Annotated in this window: 17 protein-coding genes; 7 read left to right on the top strand and 10 right to left on the bottom strand. The window is 60.5% G+C overall.

Going from position 1 to position 21,789, the window contains the following annotated elements:
- Positions 1-5 precede the first annotated feature (5 nt).
- A complete protein-coding gene (locus AC1D2G_RS15575) occupies positions 6-995 on the top strand; it encodes a quinone oxidoreductase family protein (RefSeq protein WP_477415040.1) in 990 nt (329 codons plus the stop codon).
- Between the two features lie 80 nt (positions 996-1,075).
- Here AC1D2G_RS15575 and AC1D2G_RS15570 read toward each other — a convergent pair whose 3' ends face one another.
- Positions 1,076-2,293, bottom strand: a complete 1,218-nt coding sequence (locus tag AC1D2G_RS15570) for an ROK family transcriptional regulator (RefSeq protein ID WP_477415038.1) — start codon at positions 2,291-2,293, stop codon at positions 1,076-1,078.
- A 51-nt stretch (positions 2,294-2,344) separates the two neighbouring features.
- Here AC1D2G_RS15570 and AC1D2G_RS15565 point away from each other — a divergent pair, with 51 nt between their 5' ends.
- The 6 genes from AC1D2G_RS15565 to xylA all read left to right on the top strand — a co-directional run bounded on the left by AC1D2G_RS15565 (position 2,345) and on the right by xylA (position 9,476).
- On the top strand, positions 2,345-3,841 hold the full coding sequence (locus AC1D2G_RS15565; protein ID WP_477415036.1) for a glycoside hydrolase family 30 protein: 1,497 nt from the start codon (positions 2,345-2,347) through the stop codon (positions 3,839-3,841).
- Positions 3,842-3,886: 45 nt separating this feature from the next.
- Positions 3,887-5,155: an ABC transporter substrate-binding protein gene (locus AC1D2G_RS15560; RefSeq protein ID WP_477415034.1), complete on the top strand. Its 1,269-nt coding sequence runs from the start codon at positions 3,887-3,889 to the stop codon at positions 5,153-5,155.
- Positions 5,156-5,215: 60 nt separating this feature from the next.
- Entirely contained in the window at positions 5,216-6,136 is a 921-nt protein-coding gene (locus AC1D2G_RS15555; protein ID WP_477415032.1) for a carbohydrate ABC transporter permease, read from the top strand.
- Positions 6,133-6,963: a carbohydrate ABC transporter permease gene (locus tag AC1D2G_RS15550; protein WP_477415030.1), complete on the top strand. Its 831-nt coding sequence runs from the start codon at positions 6,133-6,135 to the stop codon at positions 6,961-6,963. The genes AC1D2G_RS15555 and AC1D2G_RS15550 overlap by 4 nt, the downstream gene beginning before the upstream one ends.
- Positions 6,964-7,002: 39 nt before the next feature.
- On the top strand, positions 7,003-8,007 hold the full coding sequence (locus tag AC1D2G_RS15545; protein ID WP_477415028.1) for an ABC transporter ATP-binding protein: 1,005 nt from the start codon (positions 7,003-7,005) through the stop codon (positions 8,005-8,007).
- 143 nt (positions 8,008-8,150) lie between these two features.
- Positions 8,151-9,476 (top strand): xylose isomerase, encoded by a 1,326-nt coding sequence (xylA, locus tag AC1D2G_RS15540; protein ID WP_477415026.1) that lies wholly within the window; start codon positions 8,151-8,153, stop codon positions 9,474-9,476.
- 353 nt (positions 9,477-9,829) lie between these two features.
- Here the strand turns inward: xylA and AC1D2G_RS15535 are convergent, their stop codons facing one another.
- From AC1D2G_RS15535 to AC1D2G_RS15495, 9 genes are all read right to left on the bottom strand, one after another.
- A complete protein-coding gene (locus AC1D2G_RS15535; protein ID WP_477415024.1) occupies positions 9,830-11,344 on the bottom strand; it encodes an SRPBCC family protein in 1,515 nt (504 codons plus the stop codon).
- Positions 11,345-11,353: 9 nt separating this feature from the next.
- Positions 11,354-11,791: an SRPBCC family protein gene (locus AC1D2G_RS15530; RefSeq protein ID WP_477224617.1), complete on the bottom strand. Its 438-nt coding sequence runs from the start codon at positions 11,789-11,791 to the stop codon at positions 11,354-11,356.
- 17 nt (positions 11,792-11,808) lie between these two features.
- Positions 11,809-13,998 (bottom strand): flotillin domain-containing protein, encoded by a 2,190-nt coding sequence (locus AC1D2G_RS15525; protein ID WP_477415023.1) that lies wholly within the window; start codon positions 13,996-13,998, stop codon positions 11,809-11,811.
- Positions 13,999-14,079: 81 nt separating this feature from the next.
- The gene (locus tag AC1D2G_RS15520) at positions 14,080-16,287 is read right to left on the bottom strand and encodes a Tm-1-like ATP-binding domain-containing protein (RefSeq protein WP_477415021.1); all 2,208 of its coding nucleotides are present in this window, start codon (positions 16,285-16,287) and stop codon (positions 14,080-14,082) included.
- Positions 16,280-17,050: an ABC transporter ATP-binding protein gene (locus AC1D2G_RS15515; protein ID WP_477415158.1), complete on the bottom strand. Its 771-nt coding sequence runs from the start codon at positions 17,048-17,050 to the stop codon at positions 16,280-16,282. Before AC1D2G_RS15515 ends, AC1D2G_RS15520 begins: the two co-directional genes overlap by 8 nt.
- Positions 17,051-17,091: 41 nt before the next feature.
- Entirely contained in the window at positions 17,092-18,333 is a 1,242-nt protein-coding gene (locus AC1D2G_RS15510; protein WP_477415156.1) for an ABC transporter substrate-binding protein, read from the bottom strand.
- 55 nt (positions 18,334-18,388) lie between these two features.
- Positions 18,389-19,417 (bottom strand): branched-chain amino acid ABC transporter permease, encoded by a 1,029-nt coding sequence (locus tag AC1D2G_RS15505; RefSeq protein ID WP_477415019.1) that lies wholly within the window; start codon positions 19,415-19,417, stop codon positions 18,389-18,391.
- Complete coding sequence (locus AC1D2G_RS15500; protein ID WP_477415017.1) at positions 19,414-20,463, bottom strand: branched-chain amino acid ABC transporter permease; 1,050 nt, start codon at positions 20,461-20,463, stop codon at positions 19,414-19,416. The genes AC1D2G_RS15505 and AC1D2G_RS15500 overlap by 4 nt, the downstream gene beginning before the upstream one ends.
- Positions 20,460-21,788, bottom strand: coding sequence for a metal-dependent hydrolase family protein (locus tag AC1D2G_RS15495; RefSeq protein ID WP_477415015.1), 1,329 nt, complete (start codon positions 21,786-21,788; stop codon positions 20,460-20,462). Before AC1D2G_RS15495 ends, AC1D2G_RS15500 begins: the two co-directional genes overlap by 4 nt.
- Between the last annotated feature and the right edge of the window lies 1 nt (position 21,789).

Below are 21,789 nucleotides of genomic sequence, written 5' to 3'. Positions count from 1 at the left end.
CTGTCATGCAAAGCGAAATGCGATCGATCGTCATAAGCCGCTACGGCGGTCCGGAGGTCCTTGAGTGGAAGACCGTTCCGGTCCTTTCGCTGCGCGCCTCGGAGATCAGGATCAGGACCATCGCCGCCGCGGTCAATCACACCGACCTCAAGATAAGGGCGGGCAACTGGCCTATCCGCAAGCCAGAGCCTTTTCCATACGTGCCGGGCGTGGAAGTCGTCGGCGAGGTGGTTGAGGCGGGGTCTTCCGCGGGTCGTGCACTTGTTGGCCAGCAGGTCATCACGATGATGCAGGGCCTCGGCGGGGTCCGGGCCGATCGGCCAGGGGGTTATGCCGAGTTCGTGACGGTCGATGCCAGTGCGGCAGCTCAACTACCCGCCGGCACCGATCCGCTGGCTATTGCGGCGATTGGGCTAGCCGGCGTCACCGCCCACGAGGGCTTGCAACGCCTCGGGCCGCTCGATGGACGGCACGTCATGGTCACCGGCGCGGCAGGCGGCGTGGGCTCGGCGGCGGTTTCGCTTGCCAGTGCGCTCGGCTCACATGTGCTGGGCCTCGTCTCGCGGCCGGAGCAGGCCGATTACGTTCGCGCGCTGGGAGCCGAACGGGTCTTGGCTTCGAAGGCCGGTGAACTGTCTCTGGTCGAACCGCAAAGCCTCGACGGTGTTTTCGATACGGTGGGCGCAGCCGTGTTTGAAACATCGGTCTCCGCCCTGAAACCTGGCGGGACGATGTCCCTTGTTGGCGCGGTAGGGGGTAGTGATGTCCGGTTCGATCTCTGGAACCTGATCCGGCCGGTATCGCTGACTGGCTATTCATCAGAGAGCCTTGACGGGACGGCACTTGAAGCCGCCATCGCAACGCTGGCACGCCTCGCTGCCCAACACGCTATGCAGACGCCCAAATGGACAACGATGCCACTCTCCGATGCTTCCCGTGCCCATACCGCGCTCGAACAGGGGGGGATCAAGGGGCGTATCCTGCTGGTTCCTTAAAGGCTGCCGATACCGGCGCGGCGATCCCGCAGGTTAACTTTAGCGCGAGAGATGGTTCATCTTGACGCCTAAGCGTTTTGCTACCTACGCCTTGCGGTGAAGGGTTCGTGTCCGGTTGGGCGGGTTCCGCTCTCGCGCTCAAACCCGGCGATGCTTTCGAAGTCGAAGAACTGCTGGATCGCGAGCGCCGAGGCACCGCGCGACCAGACGTTATTGTCCCAGTCAATCTCGATCGGCGGCGGTGTTGCGAATGAGGATTCCTTGACGGTGGCAACGAGGGGGTCGATGAGCGCTGGGCCAAAGCGGACTGCTTCTCCGCCGACGATAACGACTTCCGGGTCGATGAGATCGATCAGACCGCTGAGCCGACGACCGATCTCACGGCCGACTTCGCCCAGATAGTCGAGCGCAAGTCCTTCGCCGGCTTCGGAGGCCTGCTGCAGCTCCGCCGGCGCCCTGCGAGAGCGCTTGCGGATCTCCATCCACGCGCTCACCATGGCCGGTTCGGTGAGACGCCGATCCCAGTCCAACCGGTCCTGAGTCGCGGTCGAACCACCGCCGTCCTCGACAGGGAAACCGATCTCGCCGGCAGCGAAACGCGCCCCACGATGGATCTGACCATTGAAGATCAGTGCCGCACCGACACCCGTGCCCACGATCAACACCAGAACAGAATTTCGTCGCCGGCCGTGTCCGAAGAGCTGCTGGGCTATGGCGAACGCGTTGACATCATTGTCGACCCAGACGGGTACGCTGATCTGCGACGCGATCATCTCCGCGATCGGCACATCCCTCCAGCCCAGGCGCTGAGAGACCAGACAGATCCCACGGTCGACGTCGACCAGTCCCGGCATCGCCATGCCGATGCCGACAAGTTTCTGCCGACCTTCGCGCCGATCACGCAAAAGCATGGCCACGCCATCCTTGACTGCATGGGCGACGGCCACGGGGCCGTGGTCGGAAAGGGGCAGCTCGCAGGTGCCTATCGTCCGGGTGGAAAGATCGGTGAGCGTGCCCTCCAGCCGGCCCTCCGTCAGCTTGAATCCAATGGACCAATGTCTGGCATAGTCGATGCTGAGTGGTGTCGGCCGTCGCCCGCCGCTGCTTTGGGTGCTCTTGCCTTCCACGACGATGCCTTCGTCGATCAATCCGGCCGTGACCCCGGTCACGGCAGCCGGGCTCAGCCCGGTCATCGCGGCTATCTCGACACGGCTTAGATCACCCTCCCGGCGCAGACAGTTGAGGATCAGGCGCCGATTCATCGCCCGTGTCGTATTTTGATCCGCCTTGAGTTTCATGACTTACTTCATTCTATGAATTAAGTATTGCGTTGGCGCGCATGATGCCCTATGAAGGCTGACGAGATCAAGCCGCGTAACGATGTGGCTGATCGCTCCCGGGGAGGGGTTCCGGACGGATTTTACTCGACTGTTGGCGCCGAGGGGCGGCAACAGCAGCCAATTATTGCAACGCACGCCTCTTTCCCGCGAGGGCACGGAGCATCGCCTCCAGTTTGCCCCGACGGCGGAGCTGTGCGCGGAGGACAGGCAGGTATGGCACCACAACTGAGGTCGTCTTCGCCAAGCGCCCAATGGGCTACGGTCCGCGTTGACGCGCACCAGGCGTCGGACAGTCCGTCCGTTTGGGCGGATGGCGTCGTCACCCCCGACTTCAAGGGGTTTGGCGGTTGCTTCAACGAGCTTGGGTGGAAGGCTCTTTCGCATCTCGATGAAAACGAGCGCGGCGAGGTACTGGGCGCCCTGTTCTCCGCCGATGGCTGCGCCTTCAACTATTGCCGGCTGCCGATCGGTGCCAACGACTACGCCGAGAGCTGGTACAGCCACAACGAAACCGAGGGGGACTTCGCCATGGCGTCCTTTTCGATAGCGCGCGACCAGCAATATTTGATCCCCTACATCAGGGCCGCGCGCGCGGTGCGGGGCGACGACTTCTACCTCTTCGCCTCGCCGTGGAGCCCGCCGACCTGGATGAAGTTCCCGCGGGCGCACAACCACGGAACGCTGGTATGGGAATCGCGCCATCGCCACGCCTATGCGAATTACTTCGTCCGCTTCGTCAAGGCATACGAGGACGAGGGGATCCCGATCAATGCGGTGCACGTCCAGAACGAGCCAGACTCGGATCAGAAATTTCCGTCCTGCGTTTGGACCGGCGCGAAGATGCGCGACTTCATCCGCGACGATCTGGGACCCGCTTTCAGATCTGCCGGCCTTGATGCCGAGATTTGGGCGGGCACGATCGAACGCGGCGACTTCAATGCCTGGGCGGGCACCATTCTGTCGGATCCGGTTGCCGCCGCCATCGTCAAGGGGATGGGATTCCAGTGGGCCGGCAAGGACGGCGTGCAGCGAACGCGACAGGCCTTTCCCGATCTGCCGATCATCCAGACCGAGAACGAATGTGGTGACGGCACTAACAGTTGGGAACACGCCCACTATGTCTTCGACCTGGTTCAGCATTACCTGAGCAATGGGGCCGAGGCCTACCTGTACTGGAATATGGTGCTGGAGCCCGGAGGCGTCAGCACCTGGGGCTGGCGTCAGAACGCTATGGTGACGGTCGATCCCGTCACGCGCAGCGCCACTTTCAACCCCGAGTTCTATGTAATGAAGCATTTCGCCGGCTTCGTGCGACCGGGCGCGGCCGTATTGAGGACTGGTGGCCCGATGGCCGCAAACACCCTGGCTTTTCGGAACCTCGACGGCGGCGAAATCTTCGTCGTGCAGAACGCGCAGGATACCGAGAGGACGATCACGGTCCGGGGCAGCCGTGAGTCGGCAACTTTGAACCTCGCCCCCTTTTCCATAAGTACGCTCACTCTTTGAAACCAAGGGCGGGCGGAGCGTCCGCCCTCTAGGGAGGAAACCGAAATGAAAAGATTTTCAGGCTTGCCCATGCTGGGCGCAGCATCGCTTTTGGCCACGCTTTTTGCCTCTACGGCGTTCGCGGACGTGACGGTCCACGTTCTTCGGCCGGAGGTACCGAACACCGAAAAGGCCTACCACGAAAAAATGGTCGCAGACTTCGAGAAGTCGCATCCAGGTGTTGATATTGCTTTCGAATATATTGCCAACGAGGCCTACAAGCAGAAGCTCACAACGCTGCTGCAGTCGGATCAAAAGCCGGACCTTATCTTCAGTTGGGCGGGGGGCGTCCTCGCGCAACAGGCCAAAGCCGGCGTTCTCCAGGACATCTCCGCATCCGTAACCAGCGATTGGTCGGCGTCGATCGCGAGCGCCGGCTTGTCGGCGTTCACTGTCGACGGAAAAGTCTATGGCATGCCGGTCAATGCGAGCGATGTGGTGTTGTGGACCAATCTCGATCTCGCAAAGAAGGCAGGTGTCGATCCCGAAAGCATCAAGACCTGGGACGATTTTCTTGCAGCGGTCAAGAAGGCACAGGCTGCCGACATCACGCCGATCATGGTTGGCGGCAAGGACAAATGGCCACTGCACTTCTACTACGGCTATCTGTGGGTGCGCGAGGCCGGCAAGGACGGAATGGCCGCGGCCATGGATGGCGAAGGCGAGGGTTTCGCTTCGGCGCCCTTCGTAAAAGCTGGCGAGGACTTCAAGCAACTCGTCGATCTGAAACCCTTCGAGCCGGGTTTCATGGATACCACCTTCGAGCAGGCGACGGGCCAGTTCGGGGACGGCAAGGCCCTGTTTCATCTCATGGGGGATTGGGAGTACGGAACCGAGAAGCAAAATTCGGTCAGCGGCAAGGGCATCCCGGACGACAAGCTCGGCACGATCCGCTTCCCCGCGGTTCAAGGTGGAGCCGGCCAGCCGACCGACACCTTCGGGGGCATCAACGGTTATGCGGTCATTACCGGAGCACCACCGGAAGCGGTCGAATTCCTGAAATACATGACCGACACCGAAAATCAGAAGCTGGCGGGCGCGCAGGGCCTCTTCATACCCATCGCCAAGGGCGTGGAGGAGAGCATTGCGAATCCCTTCTTCCGCAAAATGTCCGAGGCGCTCGCCGCCTCCAAATTCCATCAGATCTTTCTCGATCAAGCGCTCGGATCCGATGTCGGAGCCACTGTCACCGACGTAGCCGCGGATCTGGCCCAAGGCGTCGTCACGCCAGAGGCGGCGGCAAAGACCGTGCAGGACGCCTGGTCCATGCGCTGATGGTTTCGGCCGGGCGCGAACCAGGCGCCCGGTCTTTCAATCCATCCAGGGAGGATGAAAATGACCGAGCTTGCTGCGCCCGGACTAGCTCCGAGCATGCGTAGTGGAAGGCGCTTCACCAGCCAAACCAGCGCCCTCCTTCTCATGTTGCCGCCCGCGCTGGTGCTTTTCACATTGTTTGTGGCGTTACCTCTGTTCGACGCCGCGTACTACAGCCTGTTCAAGTGGGACGGCTACGGCACACCGACCGATTTCATAGGTCTGAACAATTTCAAGCAGGCCCTGGGCCATGCCGTCTTCTGGCAAGCGGTGCGCAATACGCTGATCGTGCTTGCGGTCTCCGTTTTCGTTCAGCTACCCATCGCGCTGGGCCTCGCCTTGCTGATCTACGAGAAGACCCCTGCCAATACGCTGTTTCGCCTCATCTTCTTTCTGCCCTTCATCCTGGCCGAGGTGGCTTCGGGCCTGATCTGGAGTTTCGTCTTCGACGGCAACACCGGGGTGGCTGCCGCTCTCTTCCATGCGCTGGGAATGGAGCCCGTTTTCATTCTCGCGGATCGCCACTGGGCATTCGCGGCCATTACGCTGGTCGTCGTCTGGAAATACTTCGGGTTTCACATGATGATCTATATCGCCGCGCTGCAAGGCGTACCGAAGGAAATGCTGGAGGCGGCACGGCTGGAAGGTGCCGGGCGCTGGGCTATCGTGCGCCATGTCCAGGTGCCAATGATCGCCTCGGCCATCGGTGTGTCGGTGTTTTTCTCGATCGTCGGCTCCTTGCAACTCTTCGACGTTGTGATCCCGCTCACCAACGGTGGCCCGTCGAACTCCACGCATACGATTGTCACCTATCTCTATACTTTTGGTCTCACCCGGACGCGTATCGGCTTCGGAAGTGCAGTCGGTGTCATGCTGTTCGTCGCCGCTGTCGCTTTCGCCGTTCTCTACCAACGCCAGATAAGCAAAGGGAGCCGGTCATGAATGCGTTCAAATTTCTTCCAGCGCTTGGAAAAGCCGCCGTCCTGCTGGTCTTCACCGGTTTTGTGCTGGGGCCGTTGACGGTCGCCGTCTTTGGCGGTTTCAAGACAAATGGCGAACTCCGCGTCAATCCTTTCGGCATCCCGCAACAATGGGACTTCGAGTTCTACGCGGCCATGCTGGGCGATCCGGCGTTCTGGCGCTACATGGGAAACTCGCTGATCATCTCGCTGTTGACCGTGTTTTTGACCCTGATCGTCTCAGCGGCGGCGGCTTATGTCTTCGCCCAGATCCGCTTTCTTGGGTCGAGAATGATGCAAGCCTATCTGCTGGCGGGCCTTGTCTTTCCGTTCGCCACCGCGATCCTGCCGCTGTTCATCAAGGTGCGCGACCTCGGGCTGCTCGACAGCTACTGGGCCGTTATCCTGCCCCAGACCGCTTTTGGCCTTTCGCTTTCGATCATGCTGTTCAAGACGTTCTTCGAACAGTTGCCGAAGGATCTCTTCGAGGCGGCACATGTCGAAGGCTGCGGATATGTCAGGTTCTTCTGGCAATTCACGCTGCCCCTCTCGACGCCGATTCTGGCGACCGTCGGGGTGTTCGTCTTCGTCCAGAGCTGGAACAATTTCCTGCTGCCGCTCGTCGTCATCAACTCGCGGGAACTGTTCACCTGGCCACTCGGAATGATGCAGTTTCGAGGCGAATATCTCTCGGAGTGGAACCGCACCCTGGCTTTCATATCCCTGACCATTCTGCCTGCGGTCGCCTTCTTCATCGCGGCCCAGAAATACATCGTTGCCGGACTGACGGGAGGGGCGGTCAAAGGCTGACCGTTTCTGTCGGACACCAAGAAACCTAGGGAGGAATTCATGGCCAACGTCGAACTATCGAGCATCAACAAGACCTTTGGAGCTGTCGAGACCATACCCAATCTGACGCTCTCCATTCCTCACGGCTCTTTCACCGTGCTGGTCGGTCCGTCCGGTTGTGGCAAGTCCACACTTCTTCGGATGGTCGCCGGGTTGGAAAGCCCGACGAAGGGATCGATCGCCATCGGCAACCGGGACGTCACCCATGAGGAGCCGTCAAAGCGTGGTATCTCGATGGTCTTCCAATCCTATGCGCTGTTTCCACACATGACGGTGGAGCAGAACATCGACTTCGGTTTGCGGCTCGCCAAGGTTCCTCAGGCGGAACGTGAAGCGCGCGTCGCGGCGGCTGCTGAAGTGCTGCACCTCAAGCCTCTGCTGCAACGCAAGCCGGCGGCACTCTCCGGCGGCCAGCGCCAGCGCGTCGCCATCGGGCGCTCGATCGTCCGAAACCCGGAGGTTTTCCTGTTCGATGAACCGCTTTCCAATCTCGACGCGGCACTGCGTACCCAAATGCGCGTCGAACTAGCCGACCTCCACAAAAGACTTAATGCGACGATGATCTATGTCACCCACGACCAGGTTGAGGCTATGACACTGGCCGACCAGATCGTCGTGATGAACGCCGGGCGTATCGAGCAGGTCGGGTCGCCAATGGAACTCTACGACGCGCCGAACACCTTGTTTGTCGCCACCTTCATCGGGTCCCCGCGCATGAACCTGATATCGGGAGAGAGCGCAAAAGCCGAAGGCGCCGCCACGATCGGCGTGCGTCCAGAGCATATCGCCATAGACAATGCGAATGGCATCTGGACGGGCAGGCTGCGTTTCGCAGAGCATCTCGGTAACGAGACGATCGCCTATGTGGAATCCGATGCCGGTGAAATCATCATACGCCTCGCCGGGCACCATGGCCTCAAGGAAGAGACGCTGCGCATGACACCTGACCGGCTGCACCTGCATCGCTTCGATGAGAACGGCCGGAGAATTTCAGCTGTAAACTGACCCACTGCTGGATCAAGGATTGCTGGTCGAACAATATTCAAGTTTTGTCCCGCAATGCAGAAACTGCAACTGGCGCTAGGATGATCCGCCCTTTCCGAAGGGCGCTACCGTTCGCTATCTCGCGCCATTAGAGGAGTTTCCCAATGACCACCGATTTCTTCGGCGACATCAAAACAATCAAGTACGAGGGGCCGGATTCGACCAATCCGCTGGCCTACCGGTTCTACAATCCCGACGAGGTGGTGGCCGGCAAGCGGCTGGAAGACCATCTGCGCTTCGCCGTCGCCTACTGGCATTCCTTTGCCTGGCCGGGCGGCGACCCCTTTGGCGGCCAGACCTTCGACCGTCCCTGGTTTCCCAAGGCTGGCGGCGTCGACACGATGGAACTGGCCAAGCTCAAGGCCGACGTTGCCTTCGAGATGTTCTCGCTGCTCGGCGCGCCCTATTTCTGCTTCCACGATGCCGATGTGCGGCCGGAGGGTCGCGACTTCTCCGAAAGTGCTGCGCGCCTCGACGAGATCGCCGACTATTTCGCGGACAAGATGAAAAAGACCGGCGTCAAGCTGCTCTGGGGCACGGCGAACCTGTTCTCCAACCGCCGCTTCATGTCGGGCGCCGCCACCAATCCCGATCCGGATGTCTTCGCCTATGCGGCGGCGACGGTGAAAAGCTGCATCGACGTCACCAAGCGGCTGAAGGGCGAGAACTATGTGCTGTGGGGCGGGCGCGAAGGCTATGAGACGCTGCTCAACACCGACCTTGGCCGCGAGCAGGAGCAGGCCGGACGCTTCCTCAGCCTGGTCGTCGACTACAAGCACAAGATCGGTTTCAAGGGCACCATCCTGATCGAGCCGAAGCCGCAGGAGCCGACCAAGCACCAGTACGACTACGATGTCGCGACCGTCTACGGCTTCCTCAAGCGCTTCGGGCTGGAGAAGGAAGTAAAACTCAACATCGAGCAGGGACACGCGATCCTGGCCGGCCATTCCTTCGAGCACGAGCTGGCGCTGGCCAATGCGCTCGGCGTGTTCGGTTCCATCGACATGAACCGCAACGACTACCAGTCGGGCTGGGACACCGACCAGTTCCCCAACAATGTGCCGGAGATGGCGCTGGCCTACTATCAGGTCCTGCAGGCCGGCGGCTTCAAGACCGGCGGCACCAATTTCGACGCCAAGCTGCGCCGTCAGTCGCTCGATCCGCAGGATCTGCTGATCGGCCATATCGGTGGCATGGATGCTTGCGCACGCGGGCTGAAGGCGGCTGCACGCATGGTCGAGGACAAGGCGCTGTCGGGTCCGCTGGCCGAGCGCTACGCCGGCTGGAACTCCGCCGAGGCCAAGGCAATGCTCGCCGGCAAGCGGACGCTGGAAGAGATCGCCGAACGCGTGGTCAAGAAGAAGATCGAGCCGCAGCCAAAGTCCGGCCGCCAGGAATTGCTGGAAAACATCGTCAACAGATATGTCTGAGGAACCTGTGACCTCCAGATTAGGAATCAGAGGTTGGGTGTCATTTGGGGCTCTTACCCGGTTCGCCAGACCAAACGAGAACATACGAAGGATATGGTTTGGCGAACCACCCGCTAACTGATTGATTTTGTTGAATAGACAGCCTCCCTCGGCGACTAACATAATCGTTATTTGTCAATGGGTTACGAAGCGGTTCGCCCAAATTCAAGAAGCCGATCCAGCTACTCGCTGACCGCATTTATCCTTCTGCCGTCTGGCAGCAATGCGCCTCATATCGGTCGTCAAAGCCCAATTCGACGTTCGTCAAAAGCGGACCTTGAGAGCGCCTGCAGAAGGCACCGGGAGCAGTACTATCACACCCTCAGCACAAGTGCCCCGGTTGTCCTCCTAGCCTCGAGGTCGCGATGAGCGTCGGCAGCCCGCGCCAGATCATATTGCCTGGGCGCGCCGATCTTGATCACACCTTGGCGCAAAGCGGCGAAAAACCGGTTTACGTGAGGCCCCAGCTTCTCAGGACTGTCCGTGTAGTGAGCGTAGTTCGGGCGGGAAATGGTGATCGACTTCGAAGAGAACCTGCCAATGTCCCAATTCCCCACAGGTCCTGAAGCTTGGCCAAAACTGACGAGATGGCCACGAACGCCCAAAGCCGCCAGCGACCCGCCAAACGTGTCATTGCCGACGGCGTCATAGGCCACATCCGCGCCCTTGCCGCCGGTCAGATGCATGACGGCCTCTGCGAAATTCTCTCTGGAGTAGACGATGACGTGATGGGCGCCGAGCCGTTCCGCGATCCGGGATTTGTCATCGCTCGAGACAGTGGCGATCACCGTCGCGCCGAGATGACGTGCCCATTGCACCAGCAACTGGCCGACGCCGCCTGCTGCCGCATGGATGAGCACAACTGACCCGGGTTTCACAGGATAAACGTCGTTCAGCAGGAAGCTCGCAGTAATGCCTTTCAAAAGACCCGCCGCAGCCGTTAGGTCTGAAATGTCGTCCGAAAGTTGAACCAAAAGGTCCGGTGCCATGTTGCGTCGTTCGCAGTAAGCGCCGACCGGCGGACATGCATAGGCAATCCGGTCGCCGACTGAAAAGCCCGAAACCTCCGGGCCGACCGCTGCGATGACGCCGGCGGCTTCCATGCCCGGAACGCCTGGCGGCTGCAGGAGGTCGAAATAGCCGGTCCTGCAATAGACGTCGATATAGTTGACACCAATGAACGTGTGACGGACCTGGATCTCGCCACGCGATGGCGGCGCCAGGCCGATCTCCGCAAGCTGCAGAACCTCGGGGCCTCCGTGGCGCTCGACAAGGATTGCCTTGGTCCGTGTGCCCTGGTCGTCGCCTCTAGGCAGCTCCCGCTCGCGCCTTTTGGGGATCAACTCCGCCGCCGGTTGCTGTGACCTGGCCTTGTTTGGTTCGCCAATAGGCCTTCCGGTCAAGAGCCGGCGAACGGCCTCAAAACCGGATTGGTAGATGCCTTCGGTGACCAGCTTGACCAGTTCATCACGGCGATGCGCGGGCGGATGGAACTCCGAGGACCATTCCCAGAAGGTAGCGTTGCCGTCTGTTACCGGCTTCAGCCGGATCGACGCGACATACCCCATCAAGGGCAACGGCGCCTCCAACAGACAATAGCTCAGCCGCCGGTCTTTGTCGGATAAGGCCAGGAGTTGTTCGCGCAGTTCGCTCCCATCGGTGAGACGGAAATGGCGAACCGCGCCGATCGCATCGGCCGGGTCGCCGCTCTCAATCTCGCTGAAGGAGATCGCCGGATGCCAGCGCTCATGCCCATTGAAATCGCGCAGAACAGACCAGACGTCCTCTACAGGCGCGTTGATGATCGTGCTCTGGCAAACCTTGACCATTCGTCGATGTCAGCGCGCGAAGCGCTGTTTGAGCGCCGTGAAGGCGCTCTGGAATACGCCTGTGCCGATCTGCTGCACCAATGCGCTTTCCCGCTCGGGTGCACAGTCGAACTCGGCCCGCCATTCGGCGAACGTCATGTTGCCATCGGTCACAGGGGTCAGGGAGAGCGTGGCTATGTAGTTCTCTACCCCCATCGGGCTCTCCAGCATCGCATAGCTGTAGGAGAGGTCGTAGTCAGACAGAGCCAGCAGTTTCTCCCGGATCCGGCCACCGTCCTTCAGCATGAAATTGCGTATGCAGCCGATCTGGTCCGGATGCGCGTTCTGTTCGATGCGGCTCTCCGCGACGAACGGTGTCCAGCTCGGCAAGCCATTGAAGTTTCGGACAAGTTTCCAAACGTCCACAGCTGGCGCATTGATCGTCGACGACACATAGATCTTCGGCATCGGGTGACCCTACGGCTTCACTGGTCGCGATCGTCATCGTCGGTTTCCTTGCCGCTCTTTGCTTTGCCTTTCTTGTCGCGGCTGAGGCTGGCTATGTCCTTGGCGTCTCGCAAAACATCGGTCATGCGGCCAAGCGATCCGCCCTCGATGCCGATCTCCTTCATCAGATTGTCGATCATTGGCGCCTGCACCCTGTAACGCAGCGCTGAATCGATGACCTCGTCGGTGACGTTGCGGCTGCCGCCTTGGCCACCGTTGATCCCGTCGACATGCAGGATTTTGATGCCTTCGATCTTCTCCATCGGTTTGACACTCTCGCGGATGATGCCTTCCATGTGGTCCAGCAATTTGCCGCGGAGGCGCCCGGCGCGAGCCTCGTCCGAAAGCAGGTTCTCGGCCTCGTTGAGCTGCCGGTGACCGGCGGCGTCGACCTCGTAGCGCTGGGCTGCGGCCAGGGCATGGATCTTCTCCGCTTCCGCCGAAGCGACAGCAGCGATCTTCTGTGCTTCCGCCAGGCTCTTTGCCGCTTTCATCTCAGCGTCAGCAGCCGAGGTGATGCGCAGGGCATCGCGCTCGGCTTCCCGGGCGGCACCGATAAGGTCGGTCAGCTTGCGACGCTCGGCAATCTCGCGCTCGCGGGCGGTGAAGGCCTGTTCCTCGGCCTGAATGGCCTTTGCACGAACGGCTTCCGAGGCTGCAATCGCGGACGAGCGTTCCTGGGTCTTCTTGGCGATGTCGATTGCCTTCTGAATCTCGGCGATTTCGATCTTCTGATCACGATCGACGCCCAACTGGCGCATGTCGCGGTCCTTGATTAGGCGGGCTTCCTCAATGCCACGCTCTGTAGTGATGCGGGCACGCTCCACCTCTTCGCCGGCAGAAATCTCGGCTTCCTCGAACGCCTGGCGCTTGGCGATCTGCAACGCTTCAAGGTGGCGCTCGCGAGCAATCCTCACCTCGTCAATGGCGCGCTCCTGCGCGATGCGCGCGGTTTCAGTGGCCTGGTTCTCAACAATCTCGGCGCGGCGCTTTTCAGCCTCTGCCTTCGTGACTTCCAGCGCCTTCTCCGCCAACGCGATCTGACGCTCAAGCTCCGCGATCTCGAGCACCTTTTTGCGCTCGATCTCCAGTCCGCTCTGCGCGCCTTCGCGCTCGATGCGGGCCTTTTCCAGCGACAGTTCCAGAGCGATCTGTTCGCGCTCTGTCAGTTCGCGCATTTTCATCTCAGTTTCATCGAGGGATCGGCGGCGGGCGATCTCGCGGCGTTGCGTGTCCTCTTCGCTCTTGATGCGCTCTTCCGTAATGTTCCTTTCCTGGTTCAGCCGAGATTTCTCGACGGCTTCGCGCGAGGACAGCTGCGCTTGTTCGGACTCCTGGTCGCGGAGCGCGCGCTCGATGGCCAGCTCAGAACGCTGCGAGGCACGACGGATTTCGACCTCGCGTTCCTGTTCGAGCCGGGCATATTCGGTGTCGCGGTCGATCTCCAAGACCTTGCGCTGCGTATCGAGGTTCTGGTTGCGGATATCGACGAGGGTGCGCTGTTCAATCTCGTTGCGCATGCGGCGGCGAGTTTCGATGGATTCCGTCAGTTGCGTCAGACCCTCGGCATCGAACGCGTTGGACGGGTCGAAATACTCCAGGCTGGTCTGGTCGAGATCGACGATGGCAACACTCTCAAGTTCGAGACCGTTAGCAGCAAGCGATTCAGAGGCGAGGGTGCGGACCTTGGCCGCGTAGTCGCCGCGCAACTCGTGCATTTCCTCTAACGTCATCTGGGCAGCGATCGTGCGCATAGCGCCGGCAAATTTACCCTCGAGTAATTCGCGCAGGCTTTCAGGCTCCAACGTGCGACGACCAAGTGTCTGCGCGGCGGCGGCGACCAGTTCGCGACTTGCTCCAACCCGAACGAAAAACTCGGCTATCAGATCGACGCGCATCCGGTTCTTGGTGATCAACGCGTGAGCGTCTTCGCGGCGCACCTCGATACGCAACACGTTCATGTTGACGGGCGTGATTTCGTGGAGGACCGGTATGACGAAAGCGCCGCCATTGACGACCACCTTCTCGCCCATGAAACCCGTTCGGACGAACGCTGTTTCCTTGGTGGAGCGGCGATACAGCCATCGCAGGATATAGACAGCAATCACAACGATGATCGCTGCAACGATCAACCATAAAAGGAACGTGCCAAAAGTCTGCGCGGCCATTTTTCTACCCTCCCAAACAGGATGCGATCGACCGAAGCCGACCGGCTTGATTTTCGTGAAGCTGTGGAACTGCAGATCGGGTCATGCGCGCCTCTGCAGTTTCGGTGCGATTGCATGGAATGCAGTGATCACCGCATCGATGAATGGCGCATCGTTGATGTTGGATCGGACCCGCTGAACCACACGCAGTGAGGTCTGGCGCACGGTTTTCTCGATCGCCTCGAAAAGCGCATTGTCGGCTTCCGGATCGTGGAATGGTTGCCCAGGTGCATCGAGCATCGAGATGCCGCCTTCAGGCAGAAGAAAGCGCACAGGCCCATTCATGGCATTCAGCCGCGTGCCGATCCATTCGCCAAACTGCCGGTTTTCATCCCTGGTGGTGCGCATCAGGGTGACATTGGGATTGTGCACAACGAACTTTCGGCTTTTGAATTTTTCCGGCACACTGTCGCGCGGGCCAAAATTGACCATGTCCAGCGCGCCGGTGGACCCGACATAGGGCAAGCCAGTGCGTATCGCCGCTCCGAAGCGATCATCGCTTGCCGGGAACACGCCACCGACCACCATGTCGGCGACTTCCGTCGTTGTCAGGTCGATGAAAGCCGACAGCATTCGGGAGTCGGCGAGGTTCTCCATGGCCCGGCCACCGATGCCGGTAGCGTGGAAAACCAGGCAGTCATAATCCGCTTCCAACCGTTTGGTTACGGCCTGCACAGCGGGCGTGGTGACGCCAAACATGGTGATGCCGACAGAAGGACGTGCCAGCTTTCGCTTGGCTTCCCAGACTTCGCCGGAAGGCAGCTGCGCGACCATACCCGCCATAGCGTGAGCAGCGTTGCCTAGGACGGCCTCAGTGATCGAGTTAAGGCCCTGAACATCCGCGACCGAGTGGAACATCATGATATCGGCGCCACCGACATACTTGCCGACGTCGCCGGCTGCCACGGTGGATACCATCAGTTTGGGGACACCCACCGGCAGGACGCGCATACCGGCGGTGGCCATTGTCGTTCCACCTGAGCCGCCGGCTGAAATCACACCGCCGAGATGTGGCTCGCGTTCGATCCAGCGAGCAAAGGCCTCGGCCATTGCGGCGACCGAGCCGCCGCGGTCGTTCGAAAACACAGCGGATGATCCTCGCGCATGCATGCCTGCGACCTGCATAGCGGGAACGTCCGCGCTCGACGGCTTTCCCGAGGTCGAGAGGTCGACTGTGCGAACGGGGATCCCCAGCGATTTCAGACGGTCGGCCACGAACCGCAATTCCTTCGCCTTCGTGTCGAACGTTCCGGCGACAAGAACGGTGCGGCCGATCCGCTCGGCGAAGGGGATAGCGAAGACCTTTTTCAGTTCGTCTTGAGGATTGTGTTTTTCGACTGCCGCTTGCCGCATGGCTGCAACCGGCACGTTCCACCGGTTTGGCAGCTCGGTGACCGGACGATAGACCCCATTCTGAACCGCCGGCTCTGTGCGTGTGCCTGCCCGATCAATGCGGTAGACCTCCGCCAGTTGCTCTTGCGCTTCGGCAATTGCGGCTGGAGTAACAGCAGGTTCATCGGAGTGGCGGCCAACGCCGAGCAGGCGTTGCTGCAAGTCGCGATCGGCAGCAAGCGCCGAGGCTTCCATGACCCGGTTGATGCGCCCGTTGACCATGATCGCGACGCGGTCCGACACGGCCGTTGCAACACCAATATTCTGTTCGATGACGAGGATCGCCATCTCGCCTTCTTCCGCCAGGCTGACAAGCATGCGCTCGACCTGTTCGACAATGACCGGCGCCAGCCCTTCGGTTGGCTCGTCCATGACCAGCAGTTTGGGGTCGCTCAGCAGCGCACGCGAAATGGCCAGCATCTGCTGTTCGCCACCCGACAGTTGAGAGCCGCCATTGCTTTTGCGTTCCGCCAGGCGTGGAAAGGTCTGGTATACACGCTCGACCGTCCAACTGGCGTCACGTTTCGACGACATCCGCAAGTGCTCGTCCACGGACAGGCTTGGCCAGACTCGCCTGCCTTGGGGGACGTAGCCGACGCCAAGGCGGTGGATCTCGTGCGGCTCGAGCGAGGATATCTCTCGACCGTTGACCCGGATGGAACCGGATTGTGCGCGCTTCAGGCCAGTGATGGTGTTGCACAGGGTCGTCTTGCCCATGCCATTGCGGCCGACGACCGACAACACGCCGGTTTCTAGAGTCAGTGCCACGCCCTGCAGCGCGTGGCTCTGGCCATAGTAGACCTGGAGGTCCTCGATCTTGAGAACCGCCTTGCCTGAGGAAGCGGCGCGCTCAGCCATGCTTGCCTCCAAGGTAGATTTCCTGGACCTCAGGATCGGCTTCGATCTCCTGGGGTGTGCCTTCCTTGAACAGGCGGCCATTGTGCATCATCGAGACGTATTCGGAGACCCGAAGCGCCACGTCGAGATCGTGCTCGATAATCACATAGCCGATGTGTTTGGGTAGGCCGTTGAGGATCGCGACCAGATCGCGGCGCTCGGTCGGAGACAAGCCCGCGGCGGGCTCATCGAACAATATGAATCGCGGCGCCCCTGCAAGCGCCAGCGCGATCTCCAGCTGTCTTTGCTGACCATGGCTTAGCGTCGCCACCAAGACATCGCGATCGCTGTCCAGGTGCACCGCGTGGAGAATTGACTCTGCTTGAACCCTGTTGACGTCGCTGTTACCGGGCCGAAGTAACGAGAACCTCCGGCGCGATACGCCCCGACACGCAAGGAAGATCGAATCGAGGACCGAGAGACCCTTGAATAGCTGTGAAATCTGATAGGTCCGCCGCAAGCCACGCCTGATGCGTTCATGTGGGGGAAGGTCGGTTATATCTTCGCCGAAGAAACGGATGCGTCCGGCGGTCGGCAAGAAGTCGCCGGTCACCGCATTGAAAAGCGTGGTCTTGCCGGCGCCGTTTGAGCCGAGGACCGCGCGCCGTTCGCCGGCCGCGATCCTCATATTGATGCCGGAAAGCGCCACCAGAGCACCGAAGTGACGCGCGACGCCGTCCAGTTCCAGAGCGTAAGCACCGGTTCCTTGCAGACGGGAAGCCATGTCATTCTCGGCCACTGGTGCGCGCTCCTGCGTTCGACCGATTACGGGCAGCTCGGATTGTCGCGGCTCACTGCGCCCAGCGCCGTGAAGTCCGCTTCAGCAATGCCGAGTGTCTGGTTTACCTGCGGAACCACCTTGATCAGCTTGTTCAACAGCGTCCCGTCTGCGTTTTCAGTCACTTCCGTCAGGAAGATGTCGGCAATCGCATTGCGGTTCTTGTCGAGCGAAACCTTGCCCGTCGGCGTCTCAAAAGACAGCGACGAAAGGGTTTCGCGAAGCTTCGCACCACCATCGGACACATCGCCACCGACCTTGTCGAGGCCAAGCAGCGCGGCTTTCATGTTGATGTAGTAGGCATGGGCAAACAGCGACGGCGACGGGAATGCACCTGGCTGCTTTTTGTAAGCCTCGACAAACTTGGTCCAGGAGGGGGTGTCATTCGTATCGGCCGTCGGACCGGCCGAAGGCGTTCCAACGAGCACGTCACGCAGCTTGCCCTTGGCCGTGAGCACCGTCTGATCGACAGTGATCGAGCCTCCGATTAGCGGGGCTGCACCGCCGGACTGTTGGTATTGAGTCAGGAAGTTCACGGCATCTGCACCGCCGAGTGCCACATAGATTGCGTCGACATTGTCGGGGATGGCAGCGATGACCGAGGAGAAATCCTTGTTACCGATCGGCACCCAGGATTTCGATGGCACGTGTCCGCCTGCCTTGCAGAATTCAGCCATAAAGCCGAACACCTGCGTGTAGGGGAAGGAGTAGTCCTCCGCGACGGTCGCCACAGTCTTGTAGCCCTTGTCCTTGAAAGCGTAAGAGCCGAGGCCTGCCATCCATTGCGCGCCATCGGTTCCAAAGCGGAAGAAATTCGGGGCAGGATCCCGGAAAGTCGTGTCCTGGGCAGCGGATGCGCCATTCAGGAACGTGACCGTCGGCTGGGTCTTGGCATAGTCCTTGACGGCCAGGCCTTCGTCACCAGAAAGCGGACCGATCAGAACCTTGACGCCATCCTGTTCGACCAGCTTGCGGGCCGCGCGCACCGCACTGTCGGGCGACGCGTCGGACGACCCCTTGATGATCTCGATCTTTTTGCCGGCCACGGTGCCGGCAACCTCTTCCACGGCAGTCATTGCGCCTCGCTCGCTGTCTTCGCCAAGCACCGTGAAGGGTCCTTCGAACGTTGCGAGCAGGCCGATCTTGATGGTGTCGTCAGCGGCGAGAGCCAAGGACGGAGCGGTCAGTCCGCTCGCCAATGCCAAAGCCAGTAATGTGCGTCTGTGCATCCTCATTATTTCCTCCCTTGATTGACAGAGTTGTGCAGTTCATTCCGCCCGGCCGTCACAGGCCGGGGCGCAAGGACTCCTGAGAAAAGTTGGGCTTGAACTTTGCCCACAACCCAAGAATTCCGTCTGGTGAAATGAAAACGATCACCAGGAAGACGAGGCCGATCAGCGTGTTGAAACGCTCGGCCCCGACGAGATCGATCGCGAACGTCTGCATCAGAACGACGACGAGGGCGCCAAGGAACGGCCCGATCGGATGCCGCAGGCCGCCAATGACAGCGATGATCAGAACATCGATTGCAGCGTCGACACCGATGGTGCCGGGCGATACGCGGCCGTTGAACCAGACCAGGAGCACACCGGCCAAGCCACCTATGATGCCGGCCAGAAACCAGGCGAACACCTTGTGCGCGGTGACGTTGAAGCCCAGAGCGCGCATCCGGCGCGGATTGTCGCGGATCGCCTGCAGGGTCAGCCCAAACGTTGACCTGGAGCCGTAGAGGATCGCGGCATAGGCAAGCACCGAGAACCCAAGGCACAGGTAGTAAAATGCCTTTGGATCGCGCCAGTTCACCCCCCAGAAGGCTGGCGCGCGAATGCCGGCATAGCCCGAATGGCCATTGAAGATCGCGTAGTTCTGCTGCGCGAAGTAGAAGGTGGCGGTGGCAATCGCCAGCGTGATCATGATGGTGTAGATGCCTTCGGTGCGGACCGATATCCACCCGATCAAGGACGAGGCGATCGCCGCGATCAGGATCGCAACCGGAGCCGCGATCCACCAGGGCCAGCCAAAGCCAAGAAGGTGGCTGTTGTTGTCGCCGAAGATCGCGATGCAATAGGCCGCGATGCCCGCGACGGTGATCTGAGCCAGGCTGACCATGCCGCCGTAGCCGGCGAGCATCATCAACGACAGGCCGAGCATGCCAAAGATCAAGGAGTAGCCGCCGATCTGCGTCAGGAAGAAATCCGTCGCCACCATCGGATACAGAACCAGCGCGATGCCGAGCAGGATATGTCCGGCGCCAATCTTGTCTACCCAAGTTGGCTGGCTTGCGGCAGGCATGGAATGGACGCTCATGGTCATCGTGATTTGCCCATGATGCCTTGCGGCCGGATCGCAAGTGTCACGACCATGATGATGAAGGTCAGCACGACGCCGTAGGTTGGGAAATAAACGAGACCGAGCTGCTCGGCCAGACCAATGAGAAGCGCACCAATGGCAGCGCCTGAGATCGAGCCCATCCCACCGACGATGACGACGACGAGCGAGGCCAAAAGATAGCGAATGTCTTCACCCGGAGCGACGGACAGCGCCGATCCACCGACGACTCCAGCAAAGCCGGCAAGTCCAGCACCTACCGCAAAGACGATGGCAAAGACAGCATGCACGTTGACGCCGGACGCTGAGAGCATTGCGCGGTCGTCGACGCCGGCGCGGATCATCATGCCCACGCGGGTCTTGTTCAGCATCAGCCACAGGCCGATGCCAATAACGACGGCTGCGGCCAACACGGCAATCCTATAGAAAGGATATGTCAGAAAGACCGATACACCATTGGATCGGACTGCCGTTATGATAGGCAAGGTCACTGCACCATCCAGCCATTCCGGCACGGCGATCTGGTAAGTGCCGCCTGCCCAGACGGCAAGCATCAGGTCAGCTGCGACAATGGAAATGCCGATGCTGACCAGGGTTTGCCTGAGATCGTCGCCCTCAAGGCGGCGGAACACAACGACCTGCATGACGACGCCGATCGCGGCTAGCACGATGAAGCCGGCGGCTACCCCCAGCAACCAGTAGCCGGTGCGGCTTGCCACTTCATAGCCGATATAGGCCCCTAGCAGGTAGAGCGAGCCATGCGCCAGATTGACGTTGCGCATGAGGCCGAAGATCAACGTGAAGCCGCTGGCAACCAGGAAATAGAGACCTGCCAGGGTAATGCCATTGAGCACCGCGCTGACGAAGGCTTTCTTCGAGATCAGGACTGCATTCAACCAATCCGGCCAGGGCGCGAAAACCAGCCAGGCGACGACCGCGGCAATCAGGAGCCAGAAAAGGCCCCATGCTTGCCGGCGCGTCACGCCACCGCCGGAAATTCCGGATGGGGATGGCCGGTCCAGGATGCTCATGCGGTCAGCCGCCGGCGCTGCTCGTTGATGCGCGGCGCCTTGTGGAATTTGCCATCTTTCATGATGGCGAGGATACGGTTCTTGTCCTGCAGGATGCGCACGTCAGAGATCGGGTCACCGTCGATCAGCAGCAGGTCGGCGAGATAGCCTTCCTTGATCAGACCGAGTTCGTCGCCCATGCCCATGATCTGGCCACCGAACTTGGTTCCGGCCTGTATCGCTTCCATTGGCGAGTAGCCAAGCATCTCGACAAAAGTCTGGATGTCCTTGGCGTTGGTGCCTTGCGGCGTCCATGCAAAACCGTAGTCGCCGCCAATGCAGACGCGGATACCGCGACGGTGCATCTTTTTCATCGTGTCGATGCACATTTCGAGCTCACGCTCATATTCGAGCGAAAGCGGCGAGCCCGGCTTGATGCCCCATTGCTCGGCATGGCGAGCGGTGTTGATGAGCCAGGCAATGCCGGGCGCTACGAAGTGCTTGTCCTTGGCAGCTTCGAGCATGTCGAGCGCCTCTTCGTCGGCGAAAGAGGCATGGTAGATGTTCTGGATGCCGTGGCGGATGCACTGCTTGACCGATCCGGACGAGCGGGCATGGGCCGACAGGACCTTGTTACGGCATCGTGCCTCCGAGGCAGCCATGGCAACCTCTTCTTCGGACATTGGTGTCTCTTCGGCGCCCATGCCGGTGATGCTCTCACCGGACAGGTTGAGCTTGATCGAGTCCACGCCATACTTAATCAGCTGGCGCACGGTGCGCCGAATTTCTTCCGGGCCTGAGACGACGATGCCAAGGTTGAGACCCTCATGCGGGATATGCGACGGCGATGAATCGCCAAGGCCGCCCACCGTGGTGATCTCCGGTCCCGCCGCGAGGTAACGCGGCCCGGGGAACCGGCCCTGATTGATGAACTTCTTGCACACGACGTCCAGCCTGGGCTTGGCTGCCGCAGCACCTCGGCCGGCCGTAAACCCCGCGTCCAGAACCAGCTTGGCCATTTCCATGGTGACCAGCATATGCTCCTCGATCTCCATCATCTGGATCGGGTCGATGCCGGGCGCATTGTTCCAGGATAGGTGCAGATGCGCATCAATCATGCCGGGCATCAGCGTCGCGCCCATGCCATCAATGACCGTCGCACCGCCGCCATATGATGGCGACGAAGACGAGCCAAACCGCGACGAACCCTTGGTGATCTGCTTGATCCGGTTGCCCTGCACCAGCACTTCACCCGTGTAGGGATACTCACCGGTCGCATCGAGCACGCGCACATTGGTGAAGAGCGTGCCGCTCGAGCCGTTTCCGTTCCAGCCGTCTTCTGCCATC

The organism is Mesorhizobium sp. P2_C7, from assembly GCF_056404515.1.
The sequence above is the reverse complement of the archived record's forward strand: the minus strand, read 5'-3'. Positions and strand labels throughout refer to the sequence as shown.

What these genes read in the sequence shown, in the direction of transcription:
- AC1D2G_RS15525 (WP_477415023.1), bottom strand. Translation starts at nt 13,998, where the DNA reads ATGGCCGCGCAGACTTTTGGCACGTTCCTTTTATGGTTGATCGTTGCA.
- AC1D2G_RS15545 (WP_477415028.1), top strand. Translation starts at nt 7,003, where the DNA reads ATGGCCAACGTCGAACTATCGAGCATCAACAAGACCTTTGGAGCTGTC.
- AC1D2G_RS15505 (WP_477415019.1), bottom strand. Translation starts at nt 19,417, where the DNA reads ATGACCATGAGCGTCCATTCCATGCCTGCCGCAAGCCAGCCAACTTGG.
- AC1D2G_RS15535 (WP_477415024.1), bottom strand. Translation starts at nt 11,344, where the DNA reads ATGGTCAAGGTTTGCCAGAGCACGATCATCAACGCGCCTGTAGAGGAC.
- AC1D2G_RS15570 (WP_477415038.1), bottom strand. Translation starts at nt 2,293, where the DNA reads ATGAAACTCAAGGCGGATCAAAATACGACACGGGCGATGAATCGGCGC.
- AC1D2G_RS15575 (WP_477415040.1), top strand. Translation starts at nt 6, where the DNA reads ATGCAAAGCGAAATGCGATCGATCGTCATAAGCCGCTACGGCGGTCCG.
- AC1D2G_RS15560 (WP_477415034.1), top strand. Translation starts at nt 3,887, where the DNA reads ATGAAAAGATTTTCAGGCTTGCCCATGCTGGGCGCAGCATCGCTTTTG.
- AC1D2G_RS15515 (WP_477415158.1), bottom strand. Translation starts at nt 17,050, where the DNA reads ATGGCTTCCCGTCTGCAAGGAACCGGTGCTTACGCTCTGGAACTGGAC.
- AC1D2G_RS15565 (WP_477415036.1), top strand. Translation starts at nt 2,345, where the DNA reads ATGAAGGCTGACGAGATCAAGCCGCGTAACGATGTGGCTGATCGCTCC.
- AC1D2G_RS15510 (WP_477415156.1), bottom strand. Translation starts at nt 18,333, where the DNA reads ATGCACAGACGCACATTACTGGCTTTGGCATTGGCGAGCGGACTGACC.
- AC1D2G_RS15555 (WP_477415032.1), top strand. Translation starts at nt 5,216, where the DNA reads ATGACCGAGCTTGCTGCGCCCGGACTAGCTCCGAGCATGCGTAGTGGA.
- AC1D2G_RS15495 (WP_477415015.1), bottom strand. Translation starts at nt 21,788, where the DNA reads ATGGCAGAAGACGGCTGGAACGGAAACGGCTCGAGCGGCACGCTCTTC.
- AC1D2G_RS15530 (WP_477224617.1), bottom strand. Translation starts at nt 11,791, where the DNA reads ATGCCGAAGATCTATGTGTCGTCGACGATCAATGCGCCAGCTGTGGAC.
- AC1D2G_RS15500 (WP_477415017.1), bottom strand. Translation starts at nt 20,463, where the DNA reads ATGAGCATCCTGGACCGGCCATCCCCATCCGGAATTTCCGGCGGTGGC.
- xylA (WP_477415026.1), top strand. Translation starts at nt 8,151, where the DNA reads ATGACCACCGATTTCTTCGGCGACATCAAAACAATCAAGTACGAGGGG.
- AC1D2G_RS15520 (WP_477415021.1), bottom strand. Translation starts at nt 16,287, where the DNA reads ATGGCTGAGCGCGCCGCTTCCTCAGGCAAGGCGGTTCTCAAGATCGAG.
- AC1D2G_RS15550 (WP_477415030.1), top strand. Translation starts at nt 6,133, where the DNA reads ATGAATGCGTTCAAATTTCTTCCAGCGCTTGGAAAAGCCGCCGTCCTG.